The sequence below is a fragment of the Actinomycetospora sp. genome (genome assembly GCF_036497245.1).
Taxonomy (GTDB): Bacteria; Actinomycetota; Actinomycetes; order Mycobacteriales; family Pseudonocardiaceae; genus Actinomycetospora.
In genome coordinates this window covers 17,946-42,171 of sequence record NZ_DASXJS010000135.1, presented here as the reverse complement: position 1 = coordinate 42,171, position 24,226 = coordinate 17,946, and the positions used below count along the sequence as shown (strand labels likewise).

The 24,226-nt window shown below is 72.3% G+C and carries 25 protein-coding genes and 1 pseudogene; 7 read left to right on the top strand and 19 right to left on the bottom strand.

Features of this window, described 5'->3' with window-relative positions:
* Positions 1-1,452 (bottom strand): annotated as a pseudogene (locus tag VGI02_RS14195) (HAMP domain-containing protein); the annotation flags it as partial.
* Positions 1,453-1,896: 444 nt separating this feature from the next.
* A complete protein-coding gene (locus tag VGI02_RS14190) occupies positions 1,897-2,685 on the bottom strand; it encodes an alpha/beta fold hydrolase (protein WP_331628035.1) in 789 nt (262 codons plus the stop codon).
* A 75-nt stretch (positions 2,686-2,760) separates the two neighbouring features.
* Here VGI02_RS14190 and VGI02_RS14185 point away from each other — a divergent pair, with 75 nt between their 5' ends.
* Positions 2,761-3,168 (top strand): YchJ family protein, encoded by a 408-nt coding sequence (locus VGI02_RS14185; protein ID WP_331628034.1) that lies wholly within the window; start codon positions 2,761-2,763, stop codon positions 3,166-3,168.
* Between the two features lie 36 nt (positions 3,169-3,204).
* Here VGI02_RS14185 and VGI02_RS14180 read toward each other — a convergent pair whose 3' ends face one another.
* Positions 3,205-3,627, bottom strand: a complete 423-nt coding sequence (locus VGI02_RS14180) for a hypothetical protein (RefSeq protein ID WP_331628033.1) — start codon at positions 3,625-3,627, stop codon at positions 3,205-3,207.
* Between the two features lie 163 nt (positions 3,628-3,790).
* Here VGI02_RS14180 and VGI02_RS14175 point away from each other — a divergent pair, with 163 nt between their 5' ends.
* Positions 3,791-5,110 (top strand): NAD(P)/FAD-dependent oxidoreductase, encoded by a 1,320-nt coding sequence (locus VGI02_RS14175; RefSeq protein WP_331628032.1) that lies wholly within the window; start codon positions 3,791-3,793, stop codon positions 5,108-5,110.
* Between the two features lie 46 nt (positions 5,111-5,156).
* Here the strand turns inward: VGI02_RS14175 and VGI02_RS14170 are convergent, their stop codons facing one another.
* Together VGI02_RS14170 and VGI02_RS14165 are read right to left on the bottom strand one after the other, a co-directional pair.
* Positions 5,157-5,633, bottom strand: a complete 477-nt coding sequence (locus VGI02_RS14170; RefSeq protein WP_331628031.1) for a hypothetical protein — start codon at positions 5,631-5,633, stop codon at positions 5,157-5,159.
* A gap of 172 nt (positions 5,634-5,805) precedes the next feature.
* Positions 5,806-6,201 (bottom strand): ATP-binding protein, encoded by a 396-nt coding sequence (locus tag VGI02_RS14165; protein WP_331628030.1) that lies wholly within the window; start codon positions 6,199-6,201, stop codon positions 5,806-5,808.
* Between the two features lie 259 nt (positions 6,202-6,460).
* On the opposite strand from VGI02_RS14165, the gene VGI02_RS14160 reads away from it, so the two are divergent.
* Positions 6,461-7,003: a hypothetical protein gene (locus VGI02_RS14160; RefSeq protein WP_331628029.1), complete on the top strand. Its 543-nt coding sequence runs from the start codon at positions 6,461-6,463 to the stop codon at positions 7,001-7,003.
* 50 nt (positions 7,004-7,053) lie between these two features.
* Here the strand turns inward: VGI02_RS14160 and VGI02_RS14155 are convergent, their stop codons facing one another.
* The gene (locus VGI02_RS14155; RefSeq protein ID WP_331628028.1) at positions 7,054-7,380 is read right to left on the bottom strand and encodes a hypothetical protein; all 327 of its coding nucleotides are present in this window, start codon (positions 7,378-7,380) and stop codon (positions 7,054-7,056) included.
* A gap of 160 nt (positions 7,381-7,540) precedes the next feature.
* Here VGI02_RS14155 and VGI02_RS14150 point away from each other — a divergent pair, with 160 nt between their 5' ends.
* On the top strand, positions 7,541-10,249 hold the full coding sequence (locus VGI02_RS14150) for a LuxR C-terminal-related transcriptional regulator (protein WP_331628027.1): 2,709 nt from the start codon (positions 7,541-7,543) through the stop codon (positions 10,247-10,249).
* A 104-nt stretch (positions 10,250-10,353) separates the two neighbouring features.
* Positions 10,354-10,782, top strand: coding sequence for an ester cyclase (locus VGI02_RS14145; protein WP_331628026.1), 429 nt, complete (start codon positions 10,354-10,356; stop codon positions 10,780-10,782).
* Between the two features lie 544 nt (positions 10,783-11,326).
* Here the strand turns inward: VGI02_RS14145 and VGI02_RS14140 are convergent.
* The 13 genes from VGI02_RS14140 to VGI02_RS14080 form a co-directional block, all read right to left on the bottom strand.
* The gene (locus VGI02_RS14140; protein ID WP_331628025.1) at positions 11,327-12,061 is read right to left on the bottom strand and encodes a GAF and ANTAR domain-containing protein; all 735 of its coding nucleotides are present in this window, start codon (positions 12,059-12,061) and stop codon (positions 11,327-11,329) included.
* Positions 12,058-12,864 (bottom strand): GAF domain-containing protein, encoded by an 807-nt coding sequence (locus tag VGI02_RS14135; RefSeq protein ID WP_331628024.1) that lies wholly within the window; start codon positions 12,862-12,864, stop codon positions 12,058-12,060. The genes VGI02_RS14140 and VGI02_RS14135 overlap by 4 nt, the downstream gene beginning before the upstream one ends.
* A 36-nt stretch (positions 12,865-12,900) precedes the next feature.
* Positions 12,901-13,143 carry a hypothetical protein gene (locus VGI02_RS14130; RefSeq protein ID WP_331628023.1) on the bottom strand — a complete coding sequence of 81 codons (243 nt, stop codon included), beginning with the start codon at positions 13,141-13,143 and terminating at the stop codon, positions 12,901-12,903.
* 337 nt (positions 13,144-13,480) lie between these two features.
* Positions 13,481-14,254, bottom strand: a complete 774-nt coding sequence (locus VGI02_RS14125) for a GAF and ANTAR domain-containing protein (RefSeq protein ID WP_331628022.1) — start codon at positions 14,252-14,254, stop codon at positions 13,481-13,483.
* A complete protein-coding gene (locus VGI02_RS14120) occupies positions 14,251-14,994 on the bottom strand; it encodes a GAF and ANTAR domain-containing protein (protein ID WP_331628021.1) in 744 nt (247 codons plus the stop codon). The genes VGI02_RS14125 and VGI02_RS14120 overlap by 4 nt, the downstream gene beginning before the upstream one ends.
* A gap of 213 nt (positions 14,995-15,207) precedes the next feature.
* Positions 15,208-16,122, bottom strand: coding sequence for an alpha/beta fold hydrolase (locus VGI02_RS14115; RefSeq protein ID WP_331628020.1), 915 nt, complete (start codon positions 16,120-16,122; stop codon positions 15,208-15,210).
* Positions 16,123-16,404: 282 nt separating this feature from the next.
* Entirely contained in the window at positions 16,405-17,841 is a 1,437-nt protein-coding gene (locus VGI02_RS14110; protein WP_331628019.1) for a DUF2252 domain-containing protein, read from the bottom strand.
* 126 nt (positions 17,842-17,967) lie between these two features.
* Complete coding sequence (locus VGI02_RS14105; protein WP_331628018.1) at positions 17,968-19,293, bottom strand: diacylglycerol/lipid kinase family protein; 1,326 nt, start codon at positions 19,291-19,293, stop codon at positions 17,968-17,970.
* A gap of 39 nt (positions 19,294-19,332) precedes the next feature.
* The gene (locus VGI02_RS14100; RefSeq protein ID WP_331628017.1) at positions 19,333-19,581 is read right to left on the bottom strand and encodes an amphi-Trp domain-containing protein; all 249 of its coding nucleotides are present in this window, start codon (positions 19,579-19,581) and stop codon (positions 19,333-19,335) included.
* A 152-nt stretch (positions 19,582-19,733) separates the two neighbouring features.
* Complete coding sequence (locus VGI02_RS14095) at positions 19,734-20,456, bottom strand: alpha/beta hydrolase (protein ID WP_331628016.1); 723 nt, start codon at positions 20,454-20,456, stop codon at positions 19,734-19,736.
* A gap of 168 nt (positions 20,457-20,624) precedes the next feature.
* Positions 20,625-20,894, bottom strand: a complete 270-nt coding sequence (locus VGI02_RS14090) for a DUF2277 domain-containing protein (RefSeq protein ID WP_331628015.1) — start codon at positions 20,892-20,894, stop codon at positions 20,625-20,627.
* Positions 20,895-20,919: 25 nt separating this feature from the next.
* Positions 20,920-21,246: a putative quinol monooxygenase gene (locus tag VGI02_RS14085; protein WP_331628014.1), complete on the bottom strand. Its 327-nt coding sequence runs from the start codon at positions 21,244-21,246 to the stop codon at positions 20,920-20,922.
* Positions 21,243-22,211, bottom strand: a complete 969-nt coding sequence (locus tag VGI02_RS14080) for a universal stress protein (protein WP_331628013.1) — start codon at positions 22,209-22,211, stop codon at positions 21,243-21,245. Before VGI02_RS14080 ends, VGI02_RS14085 begins: the two co-directional genes overlap by 4 nt.
* A gap of 143 nt (positions 22,212-22,354) precedes the next feature.
* Here VGI02_RS14080 and VGI02_RS14075 point away from each other — a divergent pair, with 143 nt between their 5' ends.
* Both VGI02_RS14075 and VGI02_RS14070 read left to right on the top strand, forming a co-directional pair.
* On the top strand, positions 22,355-23,248 hold the full coding sequence (locus VGI02_RS14075) for a cyclase family protein (protein ID WP_331628037.1): 894 nt from the start codon (positions 22,355-22,357) through the stop codon (positions 23,246-23,248).
* A 56-nt stretch (positions 23,249-23,304) separates the two neighbouring features.
* Positions 23,305-24,225: an LLM class flavin-dependent oxidoreductase gene (locus VGI02_RS14070; RefSeq protein ID WP_331628012.1), complete on the top strand. Its 921-nt coding sequence runs from the start codon at positions 23,305-23,307 to the stop codon at positions 24,223-24,225.
* The last annotated feature ends 1 nt before the right edge of the window (position 24,226 follow it).

Below are 24,226 nucleotides of genomic sequence, written 5' to 3'. Positions count from 1 at the left end.
CTGACCGCCGAGACGGCCTTCCGTACCCACCTCTTTCGCAACCCGAGTCACCTCCGCCGCGAAGGAGTTCAGCTGATCCACCATCGTATTGATTGTATTTTTGAGCTCGAAGATTTCACCGCGCGCATCCACCGTGATCTTCTGCGACAGGTCGCCGAGCGCCACCGCGGTGGTGACCTGCGCGATGTTGCGCACCTGACCCGTCAGGTTCGACGCCATGTAGTTGACGTTGTCGGTGAGGTCGCGCCAGGTGCCGGCCACGTCCTCGACCTCGGCTTGCCCGCCGAGCTTGCCCTCGGTGCCCACCTCGCGGGCCACCCGGGTCACCTCGTCGGCGAACGAGGAGAGCTGGTCGACCATCGTGTTCACCGTCGACTTCAGCTCCAGGATCTCGCCCCGCGCATCCACGGTGATCTTCTGGCTCAGATCGCCCCTCGCCACGGCGGTGGTGACCTGCGCGATGTTGCGGACCTGGTTGGTGAGGTTGCCCGCGAGGTGGTTCACGCTCTCGGTCAGGTCCCGCCAGGTACCCGAGACATGCGGAACGGCAGCCTGACCGCCGAGCTTGCCTTCGGTGCCGACCTCACGGGCGACCCGGGTCACCTCGTCGGCGAACGAGGACAGCTGGTCGACCATGGTGTTGACCGTGCTCTTGAGCTCGAGGATCTCACCCCGGGCGTCCACCGTGATCTTCTGACTCAGATCGCCCCTCGCCACCGCGGTGGAGACCTGCGCAATACCCCGGACCTGGTCGGTCAGGTTGGCGGCCATCAGATTCACCGCGTCGGTGAGGTCCTTCCAGGTGCCGGCGGGGTCCGGGACCTGTGCCTGACCGCCGAGGCGGCCTTCGGTGCCGACCTCGCGGGCCACCCGGGTCACCTCGTCGGCGAACACCCGGAGGGTCTCGGTCAGCGAGTTGATCGTGTCGGCGAGCTCCGCGACCTCGCCGCGGGCGCTCACCGTGATCTTGCGGGAGAGGTCGCCACCGGCGATGGCGGTGGCCGCCGAGGAGATCGAGCGGACCTGGTTGGTCAGATTGCTGGCCATCGTGTTGACCGAGTCGGTCAGGGCGCGCCAGGTACCGGCCACACCGCGCACATCGGCCTGCCCGCCGAGTTCACCGTCAGTGCCCACCTCCCGCGCCACCCGGGTCACCTCGTCGGCGAACGACGAGAGCTGGTCGACCATGGTGTTCACCGTGCGACCGATCCGGAGGAACTCGCCGCGCAAGGGCCGTCCCTCGATCTCGAGCGCCATGTGCTCGCTCAGATCCCCCTCGGCGACGGCCTCGATCACGCGGGCGATCTCCGCCGTCGGTCGCGCGAGGTCGTCGATCAGCGAGTTGACCGCGCGCGCCGCGGTCGCCCAGGCCCCGTCGGCCGCCTCCTCGTCGAGGCGCTCGAGCATCCGGCCTTCCCGGCCGACCACACGGCTGATCCGCAGCAGATCCCGGTTGCGCCGCTCGTTGACCGCAACCATCTCGTTGAACTGGTCCACCACGTCGCCGCCGAGGCCCTCGCGCCGCGAGAGGCGTACGTCGAACTCTCCTCGGCGGACCTTCTCCATCGACTCGGCGAGCTCGGCCAGCACTTCCTCGAGTGGGCTGTCGACCCCGGCGACCGCGCTCGTCTCCACGGTGGCACGCGGCATCTCCTCGGGCCGGGCCTCGGACATGGTCGCCGTCCTCTCTGAGGGCGAGGCCGTACGTCGGCTCCCCGTGAGCACCTGGGCGAGGTCGCGTCGCCACCCACGCTCGGGCGTTCTTCTCGTGCCCTCCCTGGCGCCTCACATCAGACTGGCCCCTTCGACCCTCGTCCGCGAGGGGCCGTACGACGCCCGCGGTTGGTCCTCGCGACCATCGAGATCTCGGACGCCGGCGAGGCGAGTGGTCGCTGATCAGGCACAGACCGTCGCGCTCCCGGCCAGGATGAGTTCGGCGACGGTGTCGGGGTCGTCGGCCATCGGCACGTGCCCGCATCCGGGGAGCGGGAAGACGCGAGCCTGCGGCAGCACCCGCAGGAGACGGCGGGATTGCCTGCGGGGCAGTAGCAGATCCCGTGTGCCCCAGCCGATGGTCAGCGGTACTGCGGGTCGGGTCACGGGACGGTAGTCGTTGGGTGTGCCGAGCACGCCGAGGAATGCCTCTCGCGGGTGACCGAGGGCCACCAGCTCGGTCAGCAGCTCAGCCCGGTCGTGGCGGCTCGGGCGCCCGAAGATCAGACCGACCAGCACAGCCCGGCCCGTGGGGTTGTTCAGGACACGGTTCTGGGTCGCGGCGGGGATCGCGGCGCTGAGTCGGCTGGCGGCGCGCAGGGCGCCGTGGCTGTAAGCGCGCTCCGAGCGGTTCCAGAAGCCGATGGGCGAGAGTGCGGTCGCGGTCCTGACCGACCCACGGGCGGCGAGCTCGAGGGCGATGAGGCCTCCCAGCGAGTTCCCGGCGACGTGCGGGCGGTCGAGCCCTTGGCTCGCCATGAAGTGCTCGATCGCGTCGGCGAACACCCGGTAGTCGCCGGACCGATCGGGAAGATCGGGTGAGTCGCCGTGACCGGGCAGGTCGGGAACGACGACGTCGCGGTGAATGGTGAGCTCCGGGATCAGCGCTCGCCACGCCCGCCGGTTGTGTCCCAGCCCGTGGAGGAGGACCAGAGGCTCCCCGGAACCGGAACGATCGTGCACGAGTTCCACCCACCGAGATTAACCCTCGTTGTCGCTGCATTTCGTCGGTCTCGAGCGCGGCGTAGGGACCTATTCTCGGCGGCCGTGGACACCGACCCCTGCCCCTGTGGATCGCTGGACGTGTTCGACGCGTGCTGCGGTCGCTACGTGGGCCCGGACGGCGTCGCGGCGCCGACGGCGGAAGCCCTGATGCGGTCGCGCTACACGGCCTTCGTCCGCGGCGACGTCGAGCACCTGCTGCGTACGTGGCACCCGGATACGCGACCCACCGCGCTGGAGCTGGACCCGAGCGTGCGCTGGACCGGGCTCGACGTGCTGGACCGCGCCGGCGGTGGCCTCTTCGACACCGAGGGTGTCGTCGAGTTCCGTGCCCACCACCGGGAGCGCGGGCGCTCCGAGGTCCAGCACGAGCGGAGCCGTTTCGTGCGGGACGCGGGGCGGTGGGTCTACGTGGACGGAGTCGTGGGGACGTCCAGGTCGACGTCACCGTGACGGGGTCAGCGCGACGACCGATGGCTTCGGTCGTGCTCAGCGATCCGAGGCGCGGAGGACGAGGCAGGCGTGGAGGTCGGCCGCGGTCACGGCGGCGATGAAAGCAGCGACCGGGTAGAGCCTGGTGGCGCGGTGACGGCGCCCCAGCGCGGCGAGGTACGCGGCGGTGGGCGGGTTGGCTGCCGCGCGGGCGAGGAGCCAGGGCCAGCGGGGGCGAGCGGCGAGCAGGCCGACGGCGATGGCGAGGTCCACGATGCCCACGACGCGGAGCCCGACGTCGGCGTCGCCCGGCACACCGAGGGTCCCTCCCGCCGCTCGGGGTGCGACCGCCAGTGCCGCCCCGAGTCCGAGGGTGATCAGCCCGACCCCGGTCGCGGCGGTCACGGCGCGCCGCTCGGCGGGGTCGGCGACGTGGTCGACCTGCGGGACCAGCCCGCGGTCGAACGGGGAGCAACTCATGCGGGTCCCTCTGGTCGGTCCGTCGTGGTGACGCATGATCGAACACCGCGCAACATATCCACCCGAACTCGGCCGCGCATCGACACAGCGTGCTTCCAACGGAGGACCGGATCGACCCCGGCGGGAGGGTCGATGGACCGCTCGCCCCGTTAGTTTTCCAGCCGTGGCGAACGATTCCGGGCACTCGGGCGATGTCGATGTGGTGGTGGTCGGCGCGGGTGTGGCCGGCCTGATCACTGCCCGCGAGCTGGCGAACCGTGGGCTGTCCACGGTGGTGGTGGAGCGTGCGGAGCACACCGGGGGACGGGTGCAGACCGAGCACCACCACGGGGCGTACCTCGAACACGGCGGGATCTTCCACACCCGGGGCTACGCCGCGATGAGGCGCCTGCTCGCCGAGGTCGGGCTCGCCGAGGACTCGATCGCCACCCCGACCGGGTTCCACGCCGGCGTTCGCAGCGGCGACACGTGGCGCCACGTGGACTACGGGTCGCTGACCGGGCCGCTCCTCACCCGCGCACTCGGATGGTCGGACAAGATCTCCATCCTGCGCGCCGCACTGCCGGCCCTGCTCGCGCGGCCCGCCGACCTCGGAGACCTCACCAGCCTCCAGCACCTCGACGATCGGCCCGCCACCCGAGGCCTGACCACGCGGGCCGCCACGCACTTCACGGCCGGCCCGCACGAATTCCTCTGGGGCACCCCGTCGGACCAGCTCTCCTTCGCCATGCTGGCAATGCAGCTGCACGTGTTCACGGGGGAGCTGCGCGAGGTCCGGGGCGGCGTGGGTCGCTTCGTCGATGCGATCGCGACCGGCCTCGACGTCCGGCACGGCGCCACGGTGCGGCGCGTCGTTCCGTCCCCCGACGGGGTCGAGGTCCACCTCGACGGCGAAACCCGGCCGCTCCGCGCGCGGGCCGCGGTACTGGCCTGCCCCGCCGACGTCGCCGCCGACCTCTGGTCCGACGCCCCCGCTCCGGTCGCCGAGCACCTGCGCAGCATCGAGTACTCCCGCATCGACTACGTCTACCTGCGCACCCGGGAGCCCATCGAGCTCCGCGCCGACGGGCGCCCGGTCGGGATGGAGGTCGTGACCACCGCGGAAGTCGGCGGCACCGTGATGGGCGGCATCTACGTCGCCAACGCGTGGGCCCAGGACGGGGGTCTGCTCCTGGTCACCGCGGCGCAGGCCGCCCACGCCGAGGATCTCGACGACACCACGCTCGCCGACCACCTCCAGAGCCACGCCGAGAAGCTCCACCCGGAGCTCGTCGGGCAGATCACCGACCGGGTCGTCATGCGCCACCCGATCTACACCCCGACGTTCGGGCCCGGCTCGATCCGCCGTCTCGCCGAGGCGCGCCGCCACCTGCCGGTCAACCGCATCGACCTCGCCGGCGACCACATGACCGCGCCCTGGGTCGAGGGCGCCATCCGCAGCGGACAACAAGCCGCGGAACGGATCGCCACCTCGTTGCGCTGATCCCACGCCGAGTGCTGAAGGGTCGACCTCGACGAGCGAGGCCCGGTCAGTGCCCCGGTGACCATCCGCGTCGCCAGCCCCGCACCCGAGGCTCGCTGCTCGGCGTGCCCGCCGCCGGGACGGCGTCCCCACCGAGGTCGCTACCCAGCACGGCCCGATAGACCGCTGCCAGCGAGTCCTCGTCGTAGCACTCGTGCCAACCCCCGACCGCCACGCCATGGTCGGCCAGGACCCGCACCGCGACCGCCTGCGCCACCCGGGGCCCGGCCAACGCTCCGGCACCGTGTCCGGCCAACGACGCCGCCCCCCGCCGCGGGTCGCGACCGCGCGAGCTCAGCAGCGTCCAGCCCTTCCCGTAGGACGGGGACGGCGATTCCGGGTCGTTGTAGACCAGCAGGTAGATCGCGTCCGGGCCCCGCAGGCCGTCCGGACCGCCCAGGCGCCGAGGTGGGTCGACCCGACCAGGCTCCGCGGCCGGCGGGCCGGAGGGGACGATCTGCTCGATACGACCAAGCAACGACATGGCGGTCTCCGCGGGTCCGGGCGTGCAGCACGACAAGGGCTCGGCTGACGTGGCACCGGGGTCCGGGGTGCGATGGCTGGTAGATCCACTATGGGACTGTGACGCCGGACACACAAGACCTGTCCATCGAGCGGGTCTCGCCGTCGGCCTGTGCCGCGTGCTGTCGGTGGCGTCAAGCCGCGTCGTTCCACCTCATCGTGACGGTGGTTCCGCCCGGACCGTGGGCTATGTACGCGTGATCGGCGAGGCGATCGATGAGCAGCAGCCCACGCCCACGAAAGCCGGGGTCGTCGGGGACGGGGCGCCACGTACCGCCGTCGGCGACGACGGCGGTGACCTGCCCGCCGTCCGCTCGGGTCAGCTGCAGCCCGACCCGACCGGGCCGGTGGCGGTGGCCGTGCTCGACGGCGTTGGTGACCGCCTCGTCGACGGCGAGCACCACCGCCTCGGCAACGTCGGGGTCCAGCCCGGCGGCCTCGGTCCAGCGCCGTACCGACCGGCGCAGGAGCGGCACCGTCGCCGGTACCGCCGCTCGTGTCTCGTGCAGCGACGGGCACGCGTCGGGCACGAGTGACTCGGCTGTCCCGACGGACAGGCCGCCGGGAGGGGGCGGCGTCGGGGAGGGAGGGTGGGCCATCGGAAAGGCCTCCAGGATCATCGTCCGCGCACGTTCTGCGCGTGCTCGGTGATCACCGGGGGCCGGGGCGATCGGGCGTCGACACAAGGCGGGTTCAGCCGGGTCCGGGGCGAAGCGCTGGCCTGGAGTGGGGATATCCGCGCGGGATGTGCCCGCACACGTGCGGCGGTGAGGTCGATACCTTCCTGGTATGGAGACGTCGCCCATCGACCAGGCACACGCTGTCGCCGACACCCTGTTCGACCGTGACGCCGCCGCGTACGGCGACGACCTCGGGCGTTACCACGGCCACGTCCACCGGGTCATCGGGCTGGTCGGCCTGCAGAGCGACGTCCCCGACGATCTGGCGTATCCGCTGGGCGTCGCCGCCTACTACCACGACGCCGCGATCTGGCTGGACGACACCTGGGACTACCTGCCGCCGTCCTCGCGCCGAGCGGTCGCCGAACTGGAGGGCGACGCCCAGCAGCACGGGCGACTGGTCGCCGACCTCATCGAGGAACACCACCGGGTCCGCGCCGCGCGCAGTACCGACCCCCTGGTGGAGTCGTTCCGCCGAGCCGACCTGACCGACGTCAGCCGGGCCGTCCTCGCCCCGGGCGTCTCGCGGTCGGGCTACCGGGATCTGGTGCGGCGCTTCCCGGACACCGGGTTCCGGCGCATGCTCCTGGGGGCCTTCGTCCGCGGTGTGCGAGCCGATCCGTGGCACCCGGCGCCCATGCTGAAACTGTAGAACCCGCGGGTGCCGCGATCTGAGCGGCAACTCCGGGGTGGTGCCCAGGGCTAGCTCGAGTGCGGCTGCGGATTCCAGCGCCGGAGGGCTTCGTAGGCGAGTCCACCGGCGAGCAGGGCCGGGGTGTCGATGACGCCGACGACGAGGAGGGCGGCGCCGCCGAGGTAGGCCGGGAAGCGACTCGGCAGCATCGTGTGCACGACGCGGACCGTGCCGACCACAGCGTCGCCCACCCGGTCGGCGAGACCCGAGGGGGCCGTCGGGGCTTCGGCGTCCGCGCCGGTGCGGGATGCGGCGGGCCGGTCACGCCGGGCGTCTGCCACTGCCTCGGAGCCGACCGACGGTCTGGGGGCCGCGACAGGCTTGTTCTTCGCCATCGAGTGAGGTTACGCCCCGAGGCCGGGGGGTCGCGTCGATCGCGTCGACGGCGACGATCCCGGTGGCGTCCTGGGGTGGCCATCCCGTGCTGGGCTGAACGGGTGGCGCATGTCGAGGCCGCGGCCCACTCGGTGTGACGATGGGTGACGGGGGTGGCCGATGGCTCGACAAGATCGGCCGGGCGTGCACCTGCGGCACGGCGTCCCGAGCAACCTGGCGGCGGAGCTCAGCTCGTTCGTCGGCCGCGAGCAGCACGTACGACGTGGGGTGCAGCTGGCCGCGGCCACCCGGTTGCTGACCCTGTGCGGGCCGGGTGGCTCCGGGAAGACCCGGCTCGCCCGCCGGATCGCGGCGGGCAGCGGGGAGGCCGCGCCCGACGGGATCTGGTGGGTCGAGCTGGCGACCGCGGACGCCGTGGTGCCTGCGGTGTCCCGCGCGATGGCGGTCCCCGTCCCGGCGGGCGACCTGGGCCCGTACCTGGCCGGGGCGCGGGCGCTCGTGGTGCTCGACAACTGCGAGCACCTGCTGCCCGAGGTCGCCGCGACCGTCGACGGGCTGCTGCGCGCGGCCCCGGAGGTCCGGGTGCTCGCGACCAGCCGTGAGCCGCTCGGGGTGGAGGGCGAGCGGGTGTGGCGGGTGCCGCCGCTGGAGGTCCCGCCCGCCGGAGCAGCCGTGTCGACGGCGGCGCGGTACGACGCGGTGCAGCTGTTCTGTGAGCGGGCGCAGGCCGCGGGCGGGTACGTCGGCCGGACGGACCCGATGGTGGCCGAGCTGTGTCGAGCCCTCGACGGGATGCCGCTCGCCCTGGAGCTCGCTGCGGCCCGCACGGCGGCGATGAGCGTGACGGCGATCCGGGCCGCGCTCCACGACCGGTTCCGGGTCCTGGCCGGTGGCCCTCGAAGCGCGCCCGCGCGGCTGCGCAGCATGCTCGCGTCACTGGCGTGGTCGCACGACCTCTGCAGCGACCCCGAGCGTGCCCTGCTGCGCAGGCTCGCGGTGTTCGACGGCGGGTTCGACGCCGACGCGGCGGTAGCGGTCGCCGGGGTCGCGCCGCTGGGCCCCGACACCGTCGTCGAGGTCCTGGGCGGGCTGGTCGCGAAGTCCCTGGTGCTCCGGGGCGACGCGCGGTACCGCCTGTTGGAGACCGTGCGCAGCTATGCCCGTGACCGGCTCGGGGACGCCGGGGAGACGGCGACGACGGCCGGGCGCCACCTGGCGTGGGCCGCCGGTTTCGCCGAGGCCCGGGAACCGGCGAGCTCCCGGTGCGACATCGCCGTCCTCGACGAGCTCGAGGTCGAGCTCCCCAACCTCCGGGGCGCGCTGGCCCACGCGGGCCGGGCGCCGGAGGGCCATCACGGTCTGCGGCTGGTCGGCGCGCTGGCCTTCTTCTGGGCGCGGCGCGGGTACGGCATCGCGGGCACCGAGCTGGGCGAGACCGTGATCGCCGCGGATCCGGCCGCTCCGGGGCACCTGCGTGCTCGCGCGCTGTGGGCCGTCGCCTATGCGCGGTTCTACGGGGGTTGCTTCGACGAGGCTGCCGAGATCGTCGCCCGTGCGCTGGCCGAGGAGCACGACGACGACGCGCTGACCGCACGCTGCCGGGTCGTGGTCGGCAATCACACCGTGTTCACCGACCCGGCGGCCGCGCGGGAGATCGAGCACGGCGCGCTGGCCCTGGCCGATGAGGCCGACGACCGGTGGTGCGTCCAGGAAGCGCTCAAGTTCATCGTCTTCTCCCATGAGCTGCAGCACCGCCCGGCGCACGCGCGCCCGTTGCTGGAGCGCCTGGAGCGGCTGGTCGCCGCCGCCGACGATGCGCACAACCGGGTGTGGGCGACCCTCGACGTCGGGATGATCGGCCACATGAGCGGCGAGCTCGCCGAGGCCCGGGCCGCCTACCTCGCCGCGGAGCGCGCGGCCGCGGAGATCGACGACCCGCTGCTGGTGCTCTACGCGTGTGCGGGCCGGGCCTCGGTCGCGCTTGCCACCGGCGCCCTGGACGAACTGCCCGGCGTCGCCGCCGTCATGAACCGCCCGGAGATGCGCTTCGCCGAGCTCACGCTGGCCTTCGCGGCGTCCCTGGGGGAGATCGCTGCGCACCCCGACCGGCCCGGGCCGCTGATCACCGCAGGCACCACGATCGCCCCGTACGTCCCCGTCGAGGCGCCTCGGCTCGTGCTCGCCGGTGCCCGGCGCGCGCTGGCAGACGGCGAGATCGACGTCGCCGCGGCGGCCGCGGAGTGGACCCGCGCGGCTTGTGCGGCGGTGGGCTCGGCGATGACCGGTCCGAGCCGGGTCGTCCTGGCCCGCATCGCGCGCCGCCGCGACGACCCGCAGGCCCAGCAGTGCGCCCAGGACGGGCTCGCCGAGATCGCCGACGCGCAGCTGTGGACCGATCTGCCCGACGCGCTGGCCGTCCTCGGCGGCCTCGCCGTGGACGCAGGTCACCCGGCCGAGGGCACCCGTCTGCTGGCCGCCGCCGACGCGCTGGCGACGACGATCGGCAGCAACGACGTCCTGCACGTCGACACCGCTGCCGACCGACGACGGGCCGAGAGCGCACTGGGCGAGGCGTTCGCCGGAGCATGGGAGCAGGGGGTGGGCCTCGACCGCGACACTGCCGTCACCTATGCCCGCCGGACCCGCGGGCCGCGCCGGCGACCCCGTCACGGCTGGGCGAGCCTCAGCCCGGCCGAGCTCGAGGTCGTGCGTCTGGCCGCGGCCGGGCACGCCAACCCGGTCATCGCCGAGCGGCTCTTCGTCACCCGCGCCACGGTCAAGACCCACCTCGTGCACGTGTTCGCCAAGCTCGGGGTGAGGACTCGGGCGCAGCTGGCGGGCGAGGCGGTCCGCCACGGACTGGGTTGACCTCAACCACCCTCGGCGCAGCTCAACCACCTGCTCGATGTTCCCGGGTCCGCGGCCGTGCAGGCTTGAACGCATCGGAACACCGAGCAGCCCCAGGAGTCACCATGACCGCCACCGACACCGTCCGCGCCTCCATCGACAGCTGGAACGACGCGGACCGCCAGAGCTACCTCGCCCGCTACGCCGAGGACTGCACGATCACCTCGCCGATGGTCCAGGGCACCGGACGCGAGGGCGTCGCCGCGTTCTGGGCGAGCATCATGGACGGGATGCCCGACTGCCGCGTCGAGACGTCGCTGCTGCTCGGCGAGGGCGACCTCGTCGTCGAGGAGGCCGTGGCGACCGGCACCAACACCGGCGCCCTCCGCGGCCCGGACGGCAGCGAGATCCCCGCGACCGGACGCGTGGCGACGACGCCGTTCGCAGCGGTCCACCAGGTTCGAGGAGACGAGATCATCAGCTCCCGCTTCTACTGGGACACGATGGCCTTCCTCGAACAGCTCGGGCTGCTCCCCTCGCCGGAGGCCGTGTGAGGCCGGCCGGCGGTCGCCGCCGAGGCAGGAGCCGACCCCGCCGCTCTGAGACCGAACGACGGGGCCGGTGGCGCGGACCTTCCCGGATCGCGGGCGCCCGAAGCGAAGGGGACCGGTGCGACCGGCCGCCTCCGATGCTACCGCTCTGCGGAGGGTTGGTCAGGCCATCGGCGGCCTCCGATCACCCGCGACGCTGATCCCCGAGTCGAACCGGTGCACCCGGTCCGCCCGAACGTAGAGACACACGAGGGCCTTCCTCGACGGTCTCCTTCGGTAAGGACGAGTCTGATGCGCTCCATGGTCCAGACCCGTCCGGAGCTCAGCCCCGCCTGTCCCGCGACGAACCCCGTCCCGAGCCCCGGCATCTGGGTACGGTGCCGCCGCTCGCGCGGGCACACGGGTGATCACGAGGCGACCGTCGCTGCCGAGGTCGTCGTCTGGCCGAACGGCTAGGGCCGCACTGTTCGCCAGGGCCCCACGGCCCAGGTCTGGTGGAGGTTCTGGGCGCCGGGCCGCTTGCCGGACCGCGGGTGGTGGCCGGTGGTCAGCTCACCAGGGCGGTGGTGTCGAGGCTGCCGTCGACGACACCGCGGGCCAGGTCGGCGAGGCGCTGTCCGGTGTTGCGGGCGTGGACGCGCAGCCGGGAGAAGGCGTCGTCGAGTTCGATGTGGCCGCGTTCGGCGAGGACGCCCTTGGCCTGTTCGATGATCACGCGGCTCTGCAGGGCGGCTTGGAGCTGCTCGGTGAGCTGTTCGCGTACGCGGGTGCTGCGATCGGACAGGATCGCGATGGTGGCCACGTCGGCCAGGGCCTGTCCGATGGCCAGCTCGCCAGGAGCCATGACCACACTGTGACGGTGGAAGAGGTTCAGCGCGCCGATGGTCTGGCCACGTAGCCGCATCGGCAGGGCGTGCACCGCGGCGAAGCCGTACTCGGTCGCGCGGGCGACGAACCGTGGCCAACGGTCATGTGCGGCCGCCAGGTCACCGGCGTGGACCTGGGTACTGGTGGCATAGGCATCGAGGCACGGGCCCTGGTCGGCCTGGAGCTGGAAGAGCTCGATGAGCTGGGCGGCCTCGTTGGAAGCCGACACGACCTGCAGGCTGCCACGCTGATCGGAGAGCATCAGACCGGCGGCGTCGGCGCCGATCAGCGCCACGCAGTCGGCGCACAGCCCGTGGAAGAGCTCGAGGACGTCGTAGTCGGCGACCAGGGTGTCGGCCAGGCGCACGAAGGCCTCGACCAGGGCCTGTTCACGCCGCGGAGTCGGTGTGCTCACGATGGGTTCCCCTCCTGCCCCGGGGGTCTCGGGTCCTCGTCGGTGGGATCGACGTTCTCACTGCCCACCCCGCTGACGGGGTACCAAGCTCCGCCCGGGTCTAGACGTAGCCGGTGGGCCAGGACGTCCTCGGCGACCTCACCGATGCGGCGGCCTGTCCTGAAGGCGATCGCCCGCAGCCGCGCCAGCGCGGCCGGGGCGTCGAGTCCCGCCTGGGCGATCAGTACCCCGGTGGCCTGGTGGACCTCGGCGCGCGGGAGCACCGAACCGTCCAACCACCCGGTGGTCCCGGTGTCCGTGCTGCCGGGGTCGCGTCCGGCGATGCCGCGCGGATCGGGGCGTTCGAGCAACGTCCACATCGCTGCGTCCGCGGCACGCAGTGCCCCGCTCAGCTCGCCGGCACTGAGGCTTCCGGGCCGGTCTCGGTAGCATTCCAGGACGCCGATCTTGGCTGCCCCGACGTGCAGCGGGAACGCGAACATGCCCCGCGCGCCGGTCTCGGCCACGGCCCCGGCGAACACCGGCCACCGGGTGTCGCCGGGGTCGGTGATGTCGGCGACCAGCACCGCCCGGCCGGTGCGGAACGACTCCACACACGGACCGTCGCCCAGGCTGAACTGCAGCTCGTCGATGCGGGCGGCGCCCGCGTCGGTAGCACACAGAAGCTCTTGGGCACCCTGCAGCTCGGATATGATCGTGATCGACGCCCCCGTCATCGGCAGCCAGTCCACACACGCCCGGCACACCGCCAACGCCGCGTCCGGCTCCCCGGCGTCGACCGCCTCCGCCAACGCCAGACTCAACCCGGCCTGATCCACCGCTCACCTACTGCCCACACGTCAGCAGTCGAGCGCTTCGGTGTCGGGGGCGACTATCGACCAGCTCGTGACCGCGACACCCTGCTCGGCCAGGACGCGCACCGCGACCGCCTGGGCGACCCGGACGGCGGCGTGCGCGCCGGCACCGCGGGCGGCCAGCGCCGTCGACCAACACCACCCGTCGTATCGGGCGATCAAGGTCCAACCCTGCCCGTTGCCCGCAATGGGGATCTGGGTCGAGTTGTGGACGAGCATGTATTCCACCGCCGCTGACGGCGGGGGAGTACCCGAAGGGCCGTCCGGGCCCTCGAAGACCCCGGACAGGCCGATATCGGGCTGGGTCGCGTCGTGCTCACTTGTCGCACGGTCGGTGGCGTGGCCGAAAGTCACGATGGATCAGTCCCCGGAAGGCGTTCGGTCGAGATCACGAGTGCGCCGGGGTCCGGGGCGATTATTCACCGGAGGGTTGCCGCCCGCCGGACCTGAACAAACCTCGCCGGCGGGCCTGCATCACCCAGCGACCTCACCCGGCGCTACGGCACCGCCCCCGACAGGACCGTCTCCGCGACCGGACACGGAGGGCGTGGCCGGTTCGAGGGTGTTACCGCTTCGTCTCGTCGTCGCGGCGGATCGGTGTTCCCAGGACGACTTCGGGAGAGGTGGTTCGAGCGGCGATACTGGCGGCGAGGTCGCTCAGGCGTTGGTTGGTGCGTCGGGCGTGCTGGCGCAAGGAGCTGAAGGCCTCGGTCATGTCGAGGTTTCCTCGATCGGCGAGCACGCCTTTGGCCTGTTCGATGACGATCCGGCTCTGCAGCGCTCCCTGGAGCTGGGTCGTCACTGTCACCTGGGAACGAATCGCGCGTTCCTGCAGGATGCCGATAGCGGCGACATCGGCCAGCGCCTGTGCCGCATGGAGGTCCGCGGTCGGGAGCTCGCCCGAGGTGGCGGTGAACAGGTTGAGCGCCCCGACGGTCTGGTTGCGCAGCCGCAGAGGCACCGCGTGGACGGCGTGAAAGCCCGCCGCGAGAGCGCCGGGGGAGAACCTGGGCCATCTGTCGTACGCGTCGTCCAGTTCGGCGACCGTCACCGGCGCGCGGGAGCGAAGGCAGTCCAGGCACGGGCCTTCGGCGACCTGCACCTCGAACAGTTCCACCAACCGGGTGTCCTCGGTCGAGGAGGCCACGACGCGAGGAGCACCGCTGCCGTCATCGAGCAGCACCCCGGCGGTGTCGACGGCGAACAGGGTCACGCAGTCACCGACCAGTCCGGACAGGAACTCGATGACGTCGTAGTCGGCCACCAACGTGTCCGCGAGCCGCACGAATGCAGCCGACAGCGCCGCTTCGCGCTTCGGTCCGACCGGCTCGCTGCTCATCGATCCTCCTGCCCGGAGAACCGCAGACGCCGGGCCACCACCTCGTGGGCGACCTCCCCGATCGGTCGATCATGCAGGAACGCGTGCGCGCGCAACCGGGCCAGGGCGGTGTCGGCCGACACGTCGAGCTGGGAGATGATCATCCCTGTGGCCTGGTACACCTCGGCGTGTTCCAGGGGTGCCCCAGCGAGCCAGCCGTGCGGGTCGGCGGAGTCGCCGTGCGTGGGTGCCCCGTGCTCGTCGAGCACGTGTCCCCGCCGCAGGCCCAACAGGGACCAGAACGCGGCGTCGGCCGCCCGTTGCGCGGCGGCGAGCTCGGCGGGGTCGAGCACACCGGGCTGGTCGCGGTAGAAGTCCAGGATGCCCACACGGACGCTGCCGGCCTGCAGGGGAAGGACGACCATCGCGCGCGCCGGGGTCTCGCGGGCTGCCGCGGCGAACATCGGCCAGCGAGTCTCATGGGTGTCGGTGATGTCGGCGACGATCACTGAGCGGCGCATGGTGAACGCCTCCACGCAGGGGCCTTCGGCCAGGCGGAACTGCAACTCGTCGATGCGTGCGGCGACCGCATCCGAGGCCCACAGCGGTTGCTGGTGATCAGCCGCGGACATGACCGTGATCCCGGCCCCGGTCAGCGGAAGTCTCTCCAGGCACAGCTCGACGATGCGCCGAGGCGCTTCCGGGCCCGCGTCGAGCACCAGCGACGTCAACGACGTCTCGAACCCACGGAGATCATCCACGAGGTGACCGTTCAGACCGGTGATGCGCCCCGCAGCGACCGCACCGGCACGCAGCGCCCGACCACCCGCAACGACCGGATGACGACGGGGTAGGGCGAACACTCTTGATCATCGGACTCCCGAGAACGAAGCCGCCCCGCCTGGACGAGGCCACAGACCCGAGAAGCCGAGCAACGCCGGGTCCGGGGCGTCAGTTACTGCGTGCGCTGAAGCCTAGACCCGACCGCCAGACCCCACCGTCCTACGGCCCTCCGAGACCCGGGCGATGAGCCGGTCGAGTGCGGCGTCGACCAGCTCGGGGTGGGTGGCGCCGAGCAGATGGCCGGCGTCGGCCACCACGACGAGCTCGGCGGTGGGGCCCAGCGCGGCGCTGAGCCGGCGGCTGTGCTCGATCGGGATGACACGGTCGCGGGCACCGCCGAGTACCACGACCGGCACCCGGGCCAGGGCGGGCAGCGCAGCCGTCTGGTCGTGGGCGAGCAGACCGGCATAGAACGCGGCGTCGACGGGCAGCGGGACGGCCTCGGCCCGGGCCTGCGCGGCGCGGACCTGGGCGGGGTCGTCATCGGCGTCGAAGAGCACATGGCGCACTGCGTAGCGGCCCACAGCCCGTCGACGCCAGGGCACCCGGTCGGCCCACGGCGCCACCGAGCGCACCGCGCCCAGCGCCACCGGCAGCAGCCCGCAGCGGCGCAGGGCACCGAAGACGACACCGAGCGCCCCGTCGGTGAAGACACCGCCGGCGGTGGTGGCCAGCAGCAACACCCCGACCACCCGAGTCCCGAACAGGTCCGGGTGCGCTCCGGCGAGGGCCTGGATGCTCATGCCCCCCATCGAATGCCCGACCAGCACCACCGGCCCGGTCGCGGTGGTGGCGGCGAGGACCGCGGCCAGGTCCCGGCCGGTCTGCGCGATGGTGGCCCGGCCCGGTTCGCCCCACCCGGAGCGGCCGTGCCCACGGTGATCCCAGGCCACCACCCGCACCCGTCCGGCGAGCGCCTCACGCTGCGGGCCCCACATGCTGCGATCACCGCCGAAGCCGTGGCAGAACACCACGGTCATCGCGGCGCCGAGGTCATCAGTGATCTCGGCGTGCAGCCCGATGCCGTCCTCGGCGCGCACCAGCACCTCGGCAACTGTGTCTGTTCCCCCGTCGACTCCGACAGCGGAATCCGCCGACGGACCGGCGCAGGTCGGTTCCGGGCAGTCGGCTGCACGCTCTGTGAGCGACACTGGCGTCGTCACCTCGTCCCGGCCAGGCATCCGTGACCGGATGCGGGCGCCGGGGACCGGGACGCCGGAATATGTGGGGGCCCAGAGCTGTCGGGCCGTGCGACGTGCGACATCTCCCTTCGCGGAGTCCGATGTAGCCCGGCACCGGCGTTCGCTACTGCTGGTTCCTGCGTCGGGCTACATCCCGGCGTCGGCGAGGATGCGGCCCGACGCGATCGCCTGCACCAGCTGCTGGTGATCGCGCTCGTTCTGGTCGGCGTACGCGCAGGCGAAGGCGTGGACGCCGACGTCGAAGGTGTCGTTGCTCCCGAGATAGGCCGCCAGGGCGATGCGGTCACCCGAGCGTGCGTGGGCCCGCGCGAGGGTCCACCCGCAGACTTCTCCGTAGGCCTGCATTCCCGTCGTGGTCATCGTCTCGACGTCCGCCGAGCCCTTCCAGTCACGCAGTTGCCGCACGTAGAAGTCACGGGGCCTGCCGTCGAGACCGTCGATGCGGACCCAGCCGAGGAAGATGTCGCTCACGGCCTGCATCAGCCGCTGCCCGACCACCACCCGCTGTCCCGAGTTCTCGAACTCGCTGGTCCCGACGAACTCCTCCAGCACTGACGGTCCGGCCTCCTTCGCCTGTAGGAACAGCGGATCTCCGCCGTCGTCACCGAGCAGCAGCAGCATCCACTCGCGGGTGCCGACGCTGCCCACCCCGACCACCTTGCGCGCCACGTCGACGAGCCGGAACTGGTCCAGCAGCACCCGGCGCTCGGGTTCCAGCGTCGCCCGATAGGCGTGGAGGACGTGGCGCAGTTGCTGCTCGAGTGCGGCGAGATCCGTCGCGCCGCCGGCCAGGTCACGCAACGGCACGATGAGCGGTGGCTCCGCCTCGAGCCGTGCGACACCGTCGTGGAGCCCGGCGAAGCGGCCCAGCGCCCCGAGGTTGTCGTTGGTGCGGGCCTTCCCGGTGGCGTGTTCGAACCTCTTGCGCTGAGCCCCGCGCAGGCGGACGTCCGTGAGCGAGGTGAGGGTGTCCGCTCGCGCGTGGGCGTACCACACGTCCAACGTCTCCATCCCGGCGAAGCTGCGCATCGCGCGCCGGTAGGCCGCCACCGTCGCGAGGACGATGTTGCGTCGTTCCTTCGGGGAGAAGTCGTTGTTCCGGGCAGCGACCTCCACGCTCGTGGCCAGCCGTTTGACGTCCCACTCCCACGGACCGGGCACCGTCTCGTCGAAATCGTTGATGTCGAAGATCAGGGCGCGCTCCGGGGAAGCGAACAACCCGAAGTTGGCCAGATGGGCATCCCCGCAGACCTGCACCTTCAGCCCGGACGTGGGCGTCCGAGCCAGGCCGCCGGCCATCGGCAACGCGGCGCCCCGCAAGAACGCGAACGCCGAGGAGGCCATCCGCCCGTAGCGGATCGGCAGCAACTCGGGAACCCGGGTGAGCCCCTGCCGCTCCAGCAGGGCCAGCGGATCTCCTCGATCGGAGCCCGCCGTGAACTCGGCGTGGCCGGACCGGGGCGCCTCCGCCCGCGCCGCCTTGCCACGCCTCACCCGCTCCTCGCGGTCGGGGCGCTCGCCGGGCTCGGGAAGGCGGCGACTGCGTCGGGCGGTGGTCGTCATCGACGGTCTCTCCCGCTTCGCGAAGGCAGCCGGACCGACACTGACGAGACCGGGCGCGTTGCCACGGTCGCGGAGAAGCGTCGCCGCGGCATCACCCGGGCCGGATGACAGCGATGCCCGTGGGTGTCAGGTGCGGCCGAGGGCGGTCTGCCAGACGACGTGGATCGTCGAGCGCAGACTCAGCTCGCGCAGGGTGGGGGAGCGGCTGGTCGCCCACGCGGCACGCCGTATCCGGAGCACCGCGGGACTCACCGTGAAGCGCAGTGGGGTCTCCATCCGGAGCGCTTCGCCGTCGAGGCCGACATCGATCTCGCCCTCCGAGTCGACCTGGAACGTCGTCGGTTCCCACGCCAGGAACCCCGGGAACCGCTCGGGGCGGTTCACCGCGATCGCCGCCATGAAGGACCCGGCCGCGCGGTCCCCGTCGAGCACGAGGGCCACCACCCCGAGGTGGCCCGTGTCGAGGTGGGGACGGATGGTGCGGGCTCCGGCGGTCCGGCCGTACGGATTGTTGGAGACCTGGACGACGTGCGCGCCGAGGTGGGGCTCGCCGTCGGGCCCCGTGAAGCGGAGGTCGAACGGTGTGCTCCCGGGACCCAGCGCGGCAGGGAGCGCGCCGAGGGCGGTGTCGACCTTCGCGGCGCGGTACTCGGGTGAACGGACGATCGTGGCGTACAGACCGAGCGAGACGTTGTTGACGAACACCCGCCCGTTGACCTCGGCGAGGTCCATCGGCTGCTCCACCGCCTCGCCGAACGCGTCGAGGGCGCCGACCACGTCGTCCCGGTCGAGGCCGAGGTCGAGGGCCAGGTGATTGCGCGTCCCTGCGGGGACCACCACCATCGCGACATCTCGCCGGGCCGCCACGCTCGCGACGAGCGCCTGCGAGCCGTCACCGCCGGCCATCCCGATCACATCCGCGCCGCCGTTCACGGCGCTCTCCGCGAGGTCGACCAGGTCGTCACCGGGCTGCAGGACGACGCCGTCGATTCCTCGGGCGCGGCAGTGGCCTTCGAGACCGGACCGCTCGGCCTTCCCCCCGCCGCTCTTCATGTTCATGATCAGCACGCCGTGCCTGGCGGGCGGCACCGTCCGGGGCGGTGGCGCATCGCTCCCGAGCAGGCCGGGGTGGTGGGCCACGACATCCCGGATGAGCGCGACCGCGGCGAGGACGAGGGCGACCCGGAACAGGATCGAGACGAGCCCCGAGGAACTCAGGGACACGAGCACGAAGGCGACGACCGCGATCAGGGCCAGCAGACCGGCGAGGAGACGGCGTGCGCCGGTGCGGGTGACCGCGAACCACATGGCGAGGACGGCGGCCGCCAACAGCGCCACGGCGACGGGGAGCCGCCAGGGACTGTCGATCACCGCCGACACCGTTGCCACCACGGCGACGACCAGGAGAAGGAGCGCCCCGAGCGCTGCGAGGCGTCGGGCCCGCGTCGTCATCGCTGACCTCCCTCGGTCGGGTCGGGCGGCAGGTGGTGATCAGGAGGTCGCCGAGGTCCCCGGACCGGGCGACCACTTGAGCTCGATCTCCAGCTCGACCTCGTCGCCGTCCAGCTCGACCTCGGCCTCGCAGCGGAACTCCTCGGGGAGATGCAGCGTCACGGTCGGGCCTGCCAGCGGGACCTCCACGGTGCCGCCTTCACCGATGGCTTTCGCCAGGTCAGCGAGCCAGCGTGCGGTCTCCTGGCGCCCCAGGCTCACCTTGTGCTCGATCTTGACGTCCGACATCGCCTAATTCTTTCCTCGGCCGGTGGGCGCACAGCCCGATCAGTGCTCGATCGAGCCGGCGCCGGGACTACGAGTGAGCGTGCTCGGTCCCGCCCTCCGCGCGCTTCACCCGGACCGAGTGAGAGAGCGTCCGGGCCCCTGCAGCCAGGGCCTCACCTCAGGTGCCGGGCGAAGAACCGGTTCCCGTTCTCCCCCTCGAAGTGCGGGACGCCGGTGTGCCCGCCCATGTTGGCGTGCAGGGTCTTCTCCCGGGAGCCGAAGGCGTCGAACAGATCCAGGGCGAGTTGCCGGTCGTTTCCTTCGTCGTCCCACTGCAGCAGGACGTGCAGCGGAATGGTGACCTGCCGGGCCTCCTCGAACATGGAGCGCGGCACGAAGCTCCCGGCGAACAGAAGGGCGGCCGAGATGCGCGGCTCGACCACCGCCAGCCGGAGGCCGATCGCGATCACCCCTCCCGCGTACCCGGCCGGGCCGTCGATCTCGGGCAGCCGGAGGAGGGCGTCGAGGGTGGCCCGCCATTCCGGGACCGCCTCGTCGACCAGCGGGAGGACGAGCCGGTCGACGACCTCGTCGACCGGCTCGCCGGCCGCCAGCCGTCGGCGCAGGTCGGCACGGGCGTCGTCGGCGGCGGCGGAACGGGGCCGCTCACCGCTCCCGGGGAGCTCGATGGTCGCCGCGGCGAAACCCTCCGCCGCGCAGCCGCGGGCCCGAGCCACCAGCCGCGGATACATCGTGTGCAGCCCGCCCGGATGGCCGAGCAGGATCAGCGGTGCCGGCGCGTGTCCGGAGGTCCAGAGAATGCCGGGGATCTCGCCGAGGGTGAACCCGCGTTCGAGGACACCGTCGTCGAGGCGCAGTTCGGAGGTGACGTTCATGGTCGTGCCTTTCGGGAGGGCTCGCGAACGGCGCTCCCGGACGACCTACGGTCCGACCGTGACCCCGGAGGGGAGCACCCATGTCGATACGTTCACGGGTACCACCTCCTTGTTCTCGCGCACGGTCCCGGAAAAGCTAGCAGCGGTCGTCGTGGCCCGCCAGCGTGATCAACGGGCGTAGCGTTCGCGCGCCCGCTCGCGCGCCTTGTCCGCCTCGACCTCGCGGTTCTTCGGCGGCGCGGTCGTGACCAGATCGTCGAGGAGCGTGCGGGTGGCCGCCGTGACCTCGGCGACCGCCCGGGCGAAGGCCTCCTCGTTGGCCTTCGAGGGTCGGGCCGAGCCGCTGATCTTGCGGACGTACTGCAGGGCGGCCTCGTGCACTTCGTCCCCGGTGACGGGCGGTTCGAAGTTGTGCAGGACCCGGATGTTGCGGCACATGCCTCGATGGTGCCCTCCCGGGGCGTCACATGTGCGCGGCGACCTCGCCCATCTCCGTCCAGTCGGTGTCGCCGAGATCCTGATAAACGATCTTCGGGACGCGGGCCACGACCGAGGGAAGCCACCCGAAGAACCACTGGGCGTGCTCCGAGGCGACGTGGGCCCGGCCTGCCGCGTCGTCGGCATAGTTCGCCACGACCACGAACCGGTTGCCGCCGTCCACGCTCTCGTAGCAGGTGAAGTGCCGGTTGCCCGGCTCGGCCCGGACCTGCGCGCAGTACCCCCTGATGCCCTCGAGGAAGACGTCGCGCCGGTCCGGTCGGACGTCGATGCTGATGACGATGAAGATCACGGCATGTCGCCTGATCGGTGGGCGGGCACGACCGCCACCGGGCACGAGCTCAGGACCGGTAGGAATCGGTTCGTCCAGGCACCGGATGCGCCGGCCACCCGCAGTCCACGGTGGCGGGCGGGGATGACGATCAGCGCTGCGTCGGTGCCCGCCCGCAGCAACGCGTCGTCGGGCTGCCCCGCGATGTCCTGGGCCTGGATCGTCAGCCCGGGATGGTCTTCCCGGATACGGGCCGCCGCGGTCGCGCCGACTTCCTGCGTATCGACCGACCCGGCGGGATCCGAGCGTTCCGCGGCGGCGGACAGCGTCACCAGCGCCACGCCACGTCGGTGCGCCGCGTCCGCGGCGAAGACGAGCGCGCGTTCGCCGTCCGGGGTGCCGTCCAGGGCCACGAGGATCGGGCCGGTCCACGCCCGTGACCGGGTCTCGGTGGTCGGAACGAGCACGACGGGGCACTCGGCGTGCGCGGTCACCTCACCCAGGATCGAACCCAATGAGAGCGGGATCGGCCCGCCGGGCCCGTTGGATCCCACGACGAGCAGGTCGGCGTGTGCGCTGTAGGCCACGAGCGCCGGGCCCACCCGCCCCGAGACGGTTTCCATCGTCACCGGAAGCGAGGGGCAGCGCGCGTGGGCGATCCCCGCTGCTCGGAACAGCAGCGCCCGTGCCCGACCGTGGGGCACCCCGTCCGTTCCCCCGGACCCTCCGGCGGACGGCAGCACCTCCACCAGGTGCAGTTCCAGAGCTCGGCGGTCGGCCTCGGCCGCCGCCCAGGCCACCGCCGCGCGTGCACTGGCGGAATCGTCGACGCCCACCACGATTCCGCCGGTCGGTGTGGATCGCTGCGGGTGGTCGGTCACCACGCCCCCGACCACGGCCGGTGCACTCGACTCCGCCGAACCGCTTCGTTCGTTACCCATCATCGCCACCCGCATCGCCCCGGAGAACCTCTGCCTCCGCAGCATGGCCCTCACCCCCGTGGGCGCGACATACGTTGTCTGCCGCCGGCCACATCGGACGTGGCGCCCGCGACGGGCCCGCCGGGTGCTCGTCCGGCGTCTCGGCGTGAGGGGAAGGGCCGGAGAGTTGGCTAGTGTTCGCCGTCGTGATGAGCCGGGCTGAGGCAGCGGAGGCGTTCGCGCGCTGCTCGAACGCCGGGCGTTGGGGCGCCGAGGACGAGCTGGGCACGCTCAACCTGATCACTCCCGACGTGCGCCGACGCGCCGCCGCCCTCGTCGTCGAGGGTGTCTCGGTCTCCCTCGGCAGCGACATCGACACCGTGCAACGGCCGCTGAACCCGCGCCCGGCCTGGCACGTCATGCACCTCAACGAGGGCGGCCTGCCCTACGCCACGGGCGACAGCGTGCACGTCGACATCCACGGGGTCGACACGCACCTGGACGCCCTCGGCCACGTGTATCTCGACGGTCAGGGCTACAACGGGCGCCGCCAGAACGAGGTCGTCACGCACGACGGTCTGCGGGCGAACTCGATCCACGCCATGCGCCACGGCATCTTCACCCGCGGAGTCCTGCTCGACGTCGCCGCCGCACTCGCGGTGCCGTGGCTCGACGAGGACCACGTGGTGACCCGCGCCGACCTCGAGGCGGCCGAGCGGCACGCCGGGGTGACCGCGGAGGCCGGGGACGCGGTCGTCGTGCACACCGGCCTGGAGCGGCGCGCAGGCGAGCGCGACACGGGCGAGATCGTGGCCCGCGCCGGGCTGGGGCTCGAGGCCGTGTCCTGGCTGTACGACCGGGACGTGGCGGTCTTCGCAGGCGACTGCGTCGACCGGCTGCCCCCGAGCGACTCGGGGCTGGAACTCCCGCTGCATCAGATCGGGATCGCCGCCACGGGCCTCGCGCTACTGGACTGGCCCCGCCTCACCGACCTCCTCCGGGCGCTGGAGCGCTACGGGCGCAGCACCTTCCTGCTCACCGCGGCGCCGCTGCGCATCCCCGGTGGGACGGGCTCGCCGGTCAACCCCATCGCCACCTTCTGATTCCGAACCCTCTGCACGAGTGGTAGGCCTGACTTCTCTCCGTGGGAGGTGGGCTGATGGAGCTCGGCGTCCACCTTCCTCTCGCGGATCTGGGGCAGGGCCTGCCGTCGGGTCGCGACCTGCGGAGCTACGCCGCGCTCGCCGCGGAGCTGGGCTTCACCGCGGTCGCCGCCAACGACCACCTCGTCTGGCGCACCCCGTGGCTCGACGGCCCGACGGCGCTGGCCGCGGTCTGCGGCAGCACCGGTCGGATGCGGCTGGTGACGAGCGTGGCCCTCCCGGTGATCCGCCATCCCGTCGTGCTCGCCAAGGGGCTGGCCGCCCTGGCCACACTGGCCGACGGACCGGTCGTGGCGGGTCTCGGTCCGGGCTCCTCGCGGGAGGACCACCGTCTGGTCGGGATCCCGTTCGACCAGCGGTGGGCGCGCTTCGACGAGGCCCTGCGGTCGGTCCGGGCCGTGCTCGCCGGCGAGTCCGTGCCGGACGGGAGCTTCTATCCCGGGGGCGGCGCCGTGCTGAGCCCGCCTGCGGGTTCGGTGTCGGTGTGGTCGGCCAGCTGGGGCTCCTCGGCGCGGCTGCGCGCGGTGGCCCGTGACGCCGACGGCTGGATGGCGTCGGCCTTTCACATGCAGCCCGGGCGATTCCGGTCGGCACGGGCGGAGCTCGACACCCACCTCCTCGCGGTCGGCCGCGATCCGGCCACGTTCGGCGATCTGGTGGCCACGACCTGGCTGTACGTCACCGACGATCGCCTCGTCGCGCGCTGGCTGGTCGAGGAGATCCTGGCGCCGCTGCTCGGACAAGATCCCGAGAGCCTCGCGGCGCACCTACCGATCGGGCCGTCCGAGCACTGTGCACGGGTGCTCTCCGACTACGCGACGGCCGGGGCAGGCACGGTGCTGCTCTGGCCCCTGAGCGATCCGCTCCGCCAGCTCGAGCTGGTGGCCGAGCAGGTCCGCCCCCTCGTCCTCGGGTGAG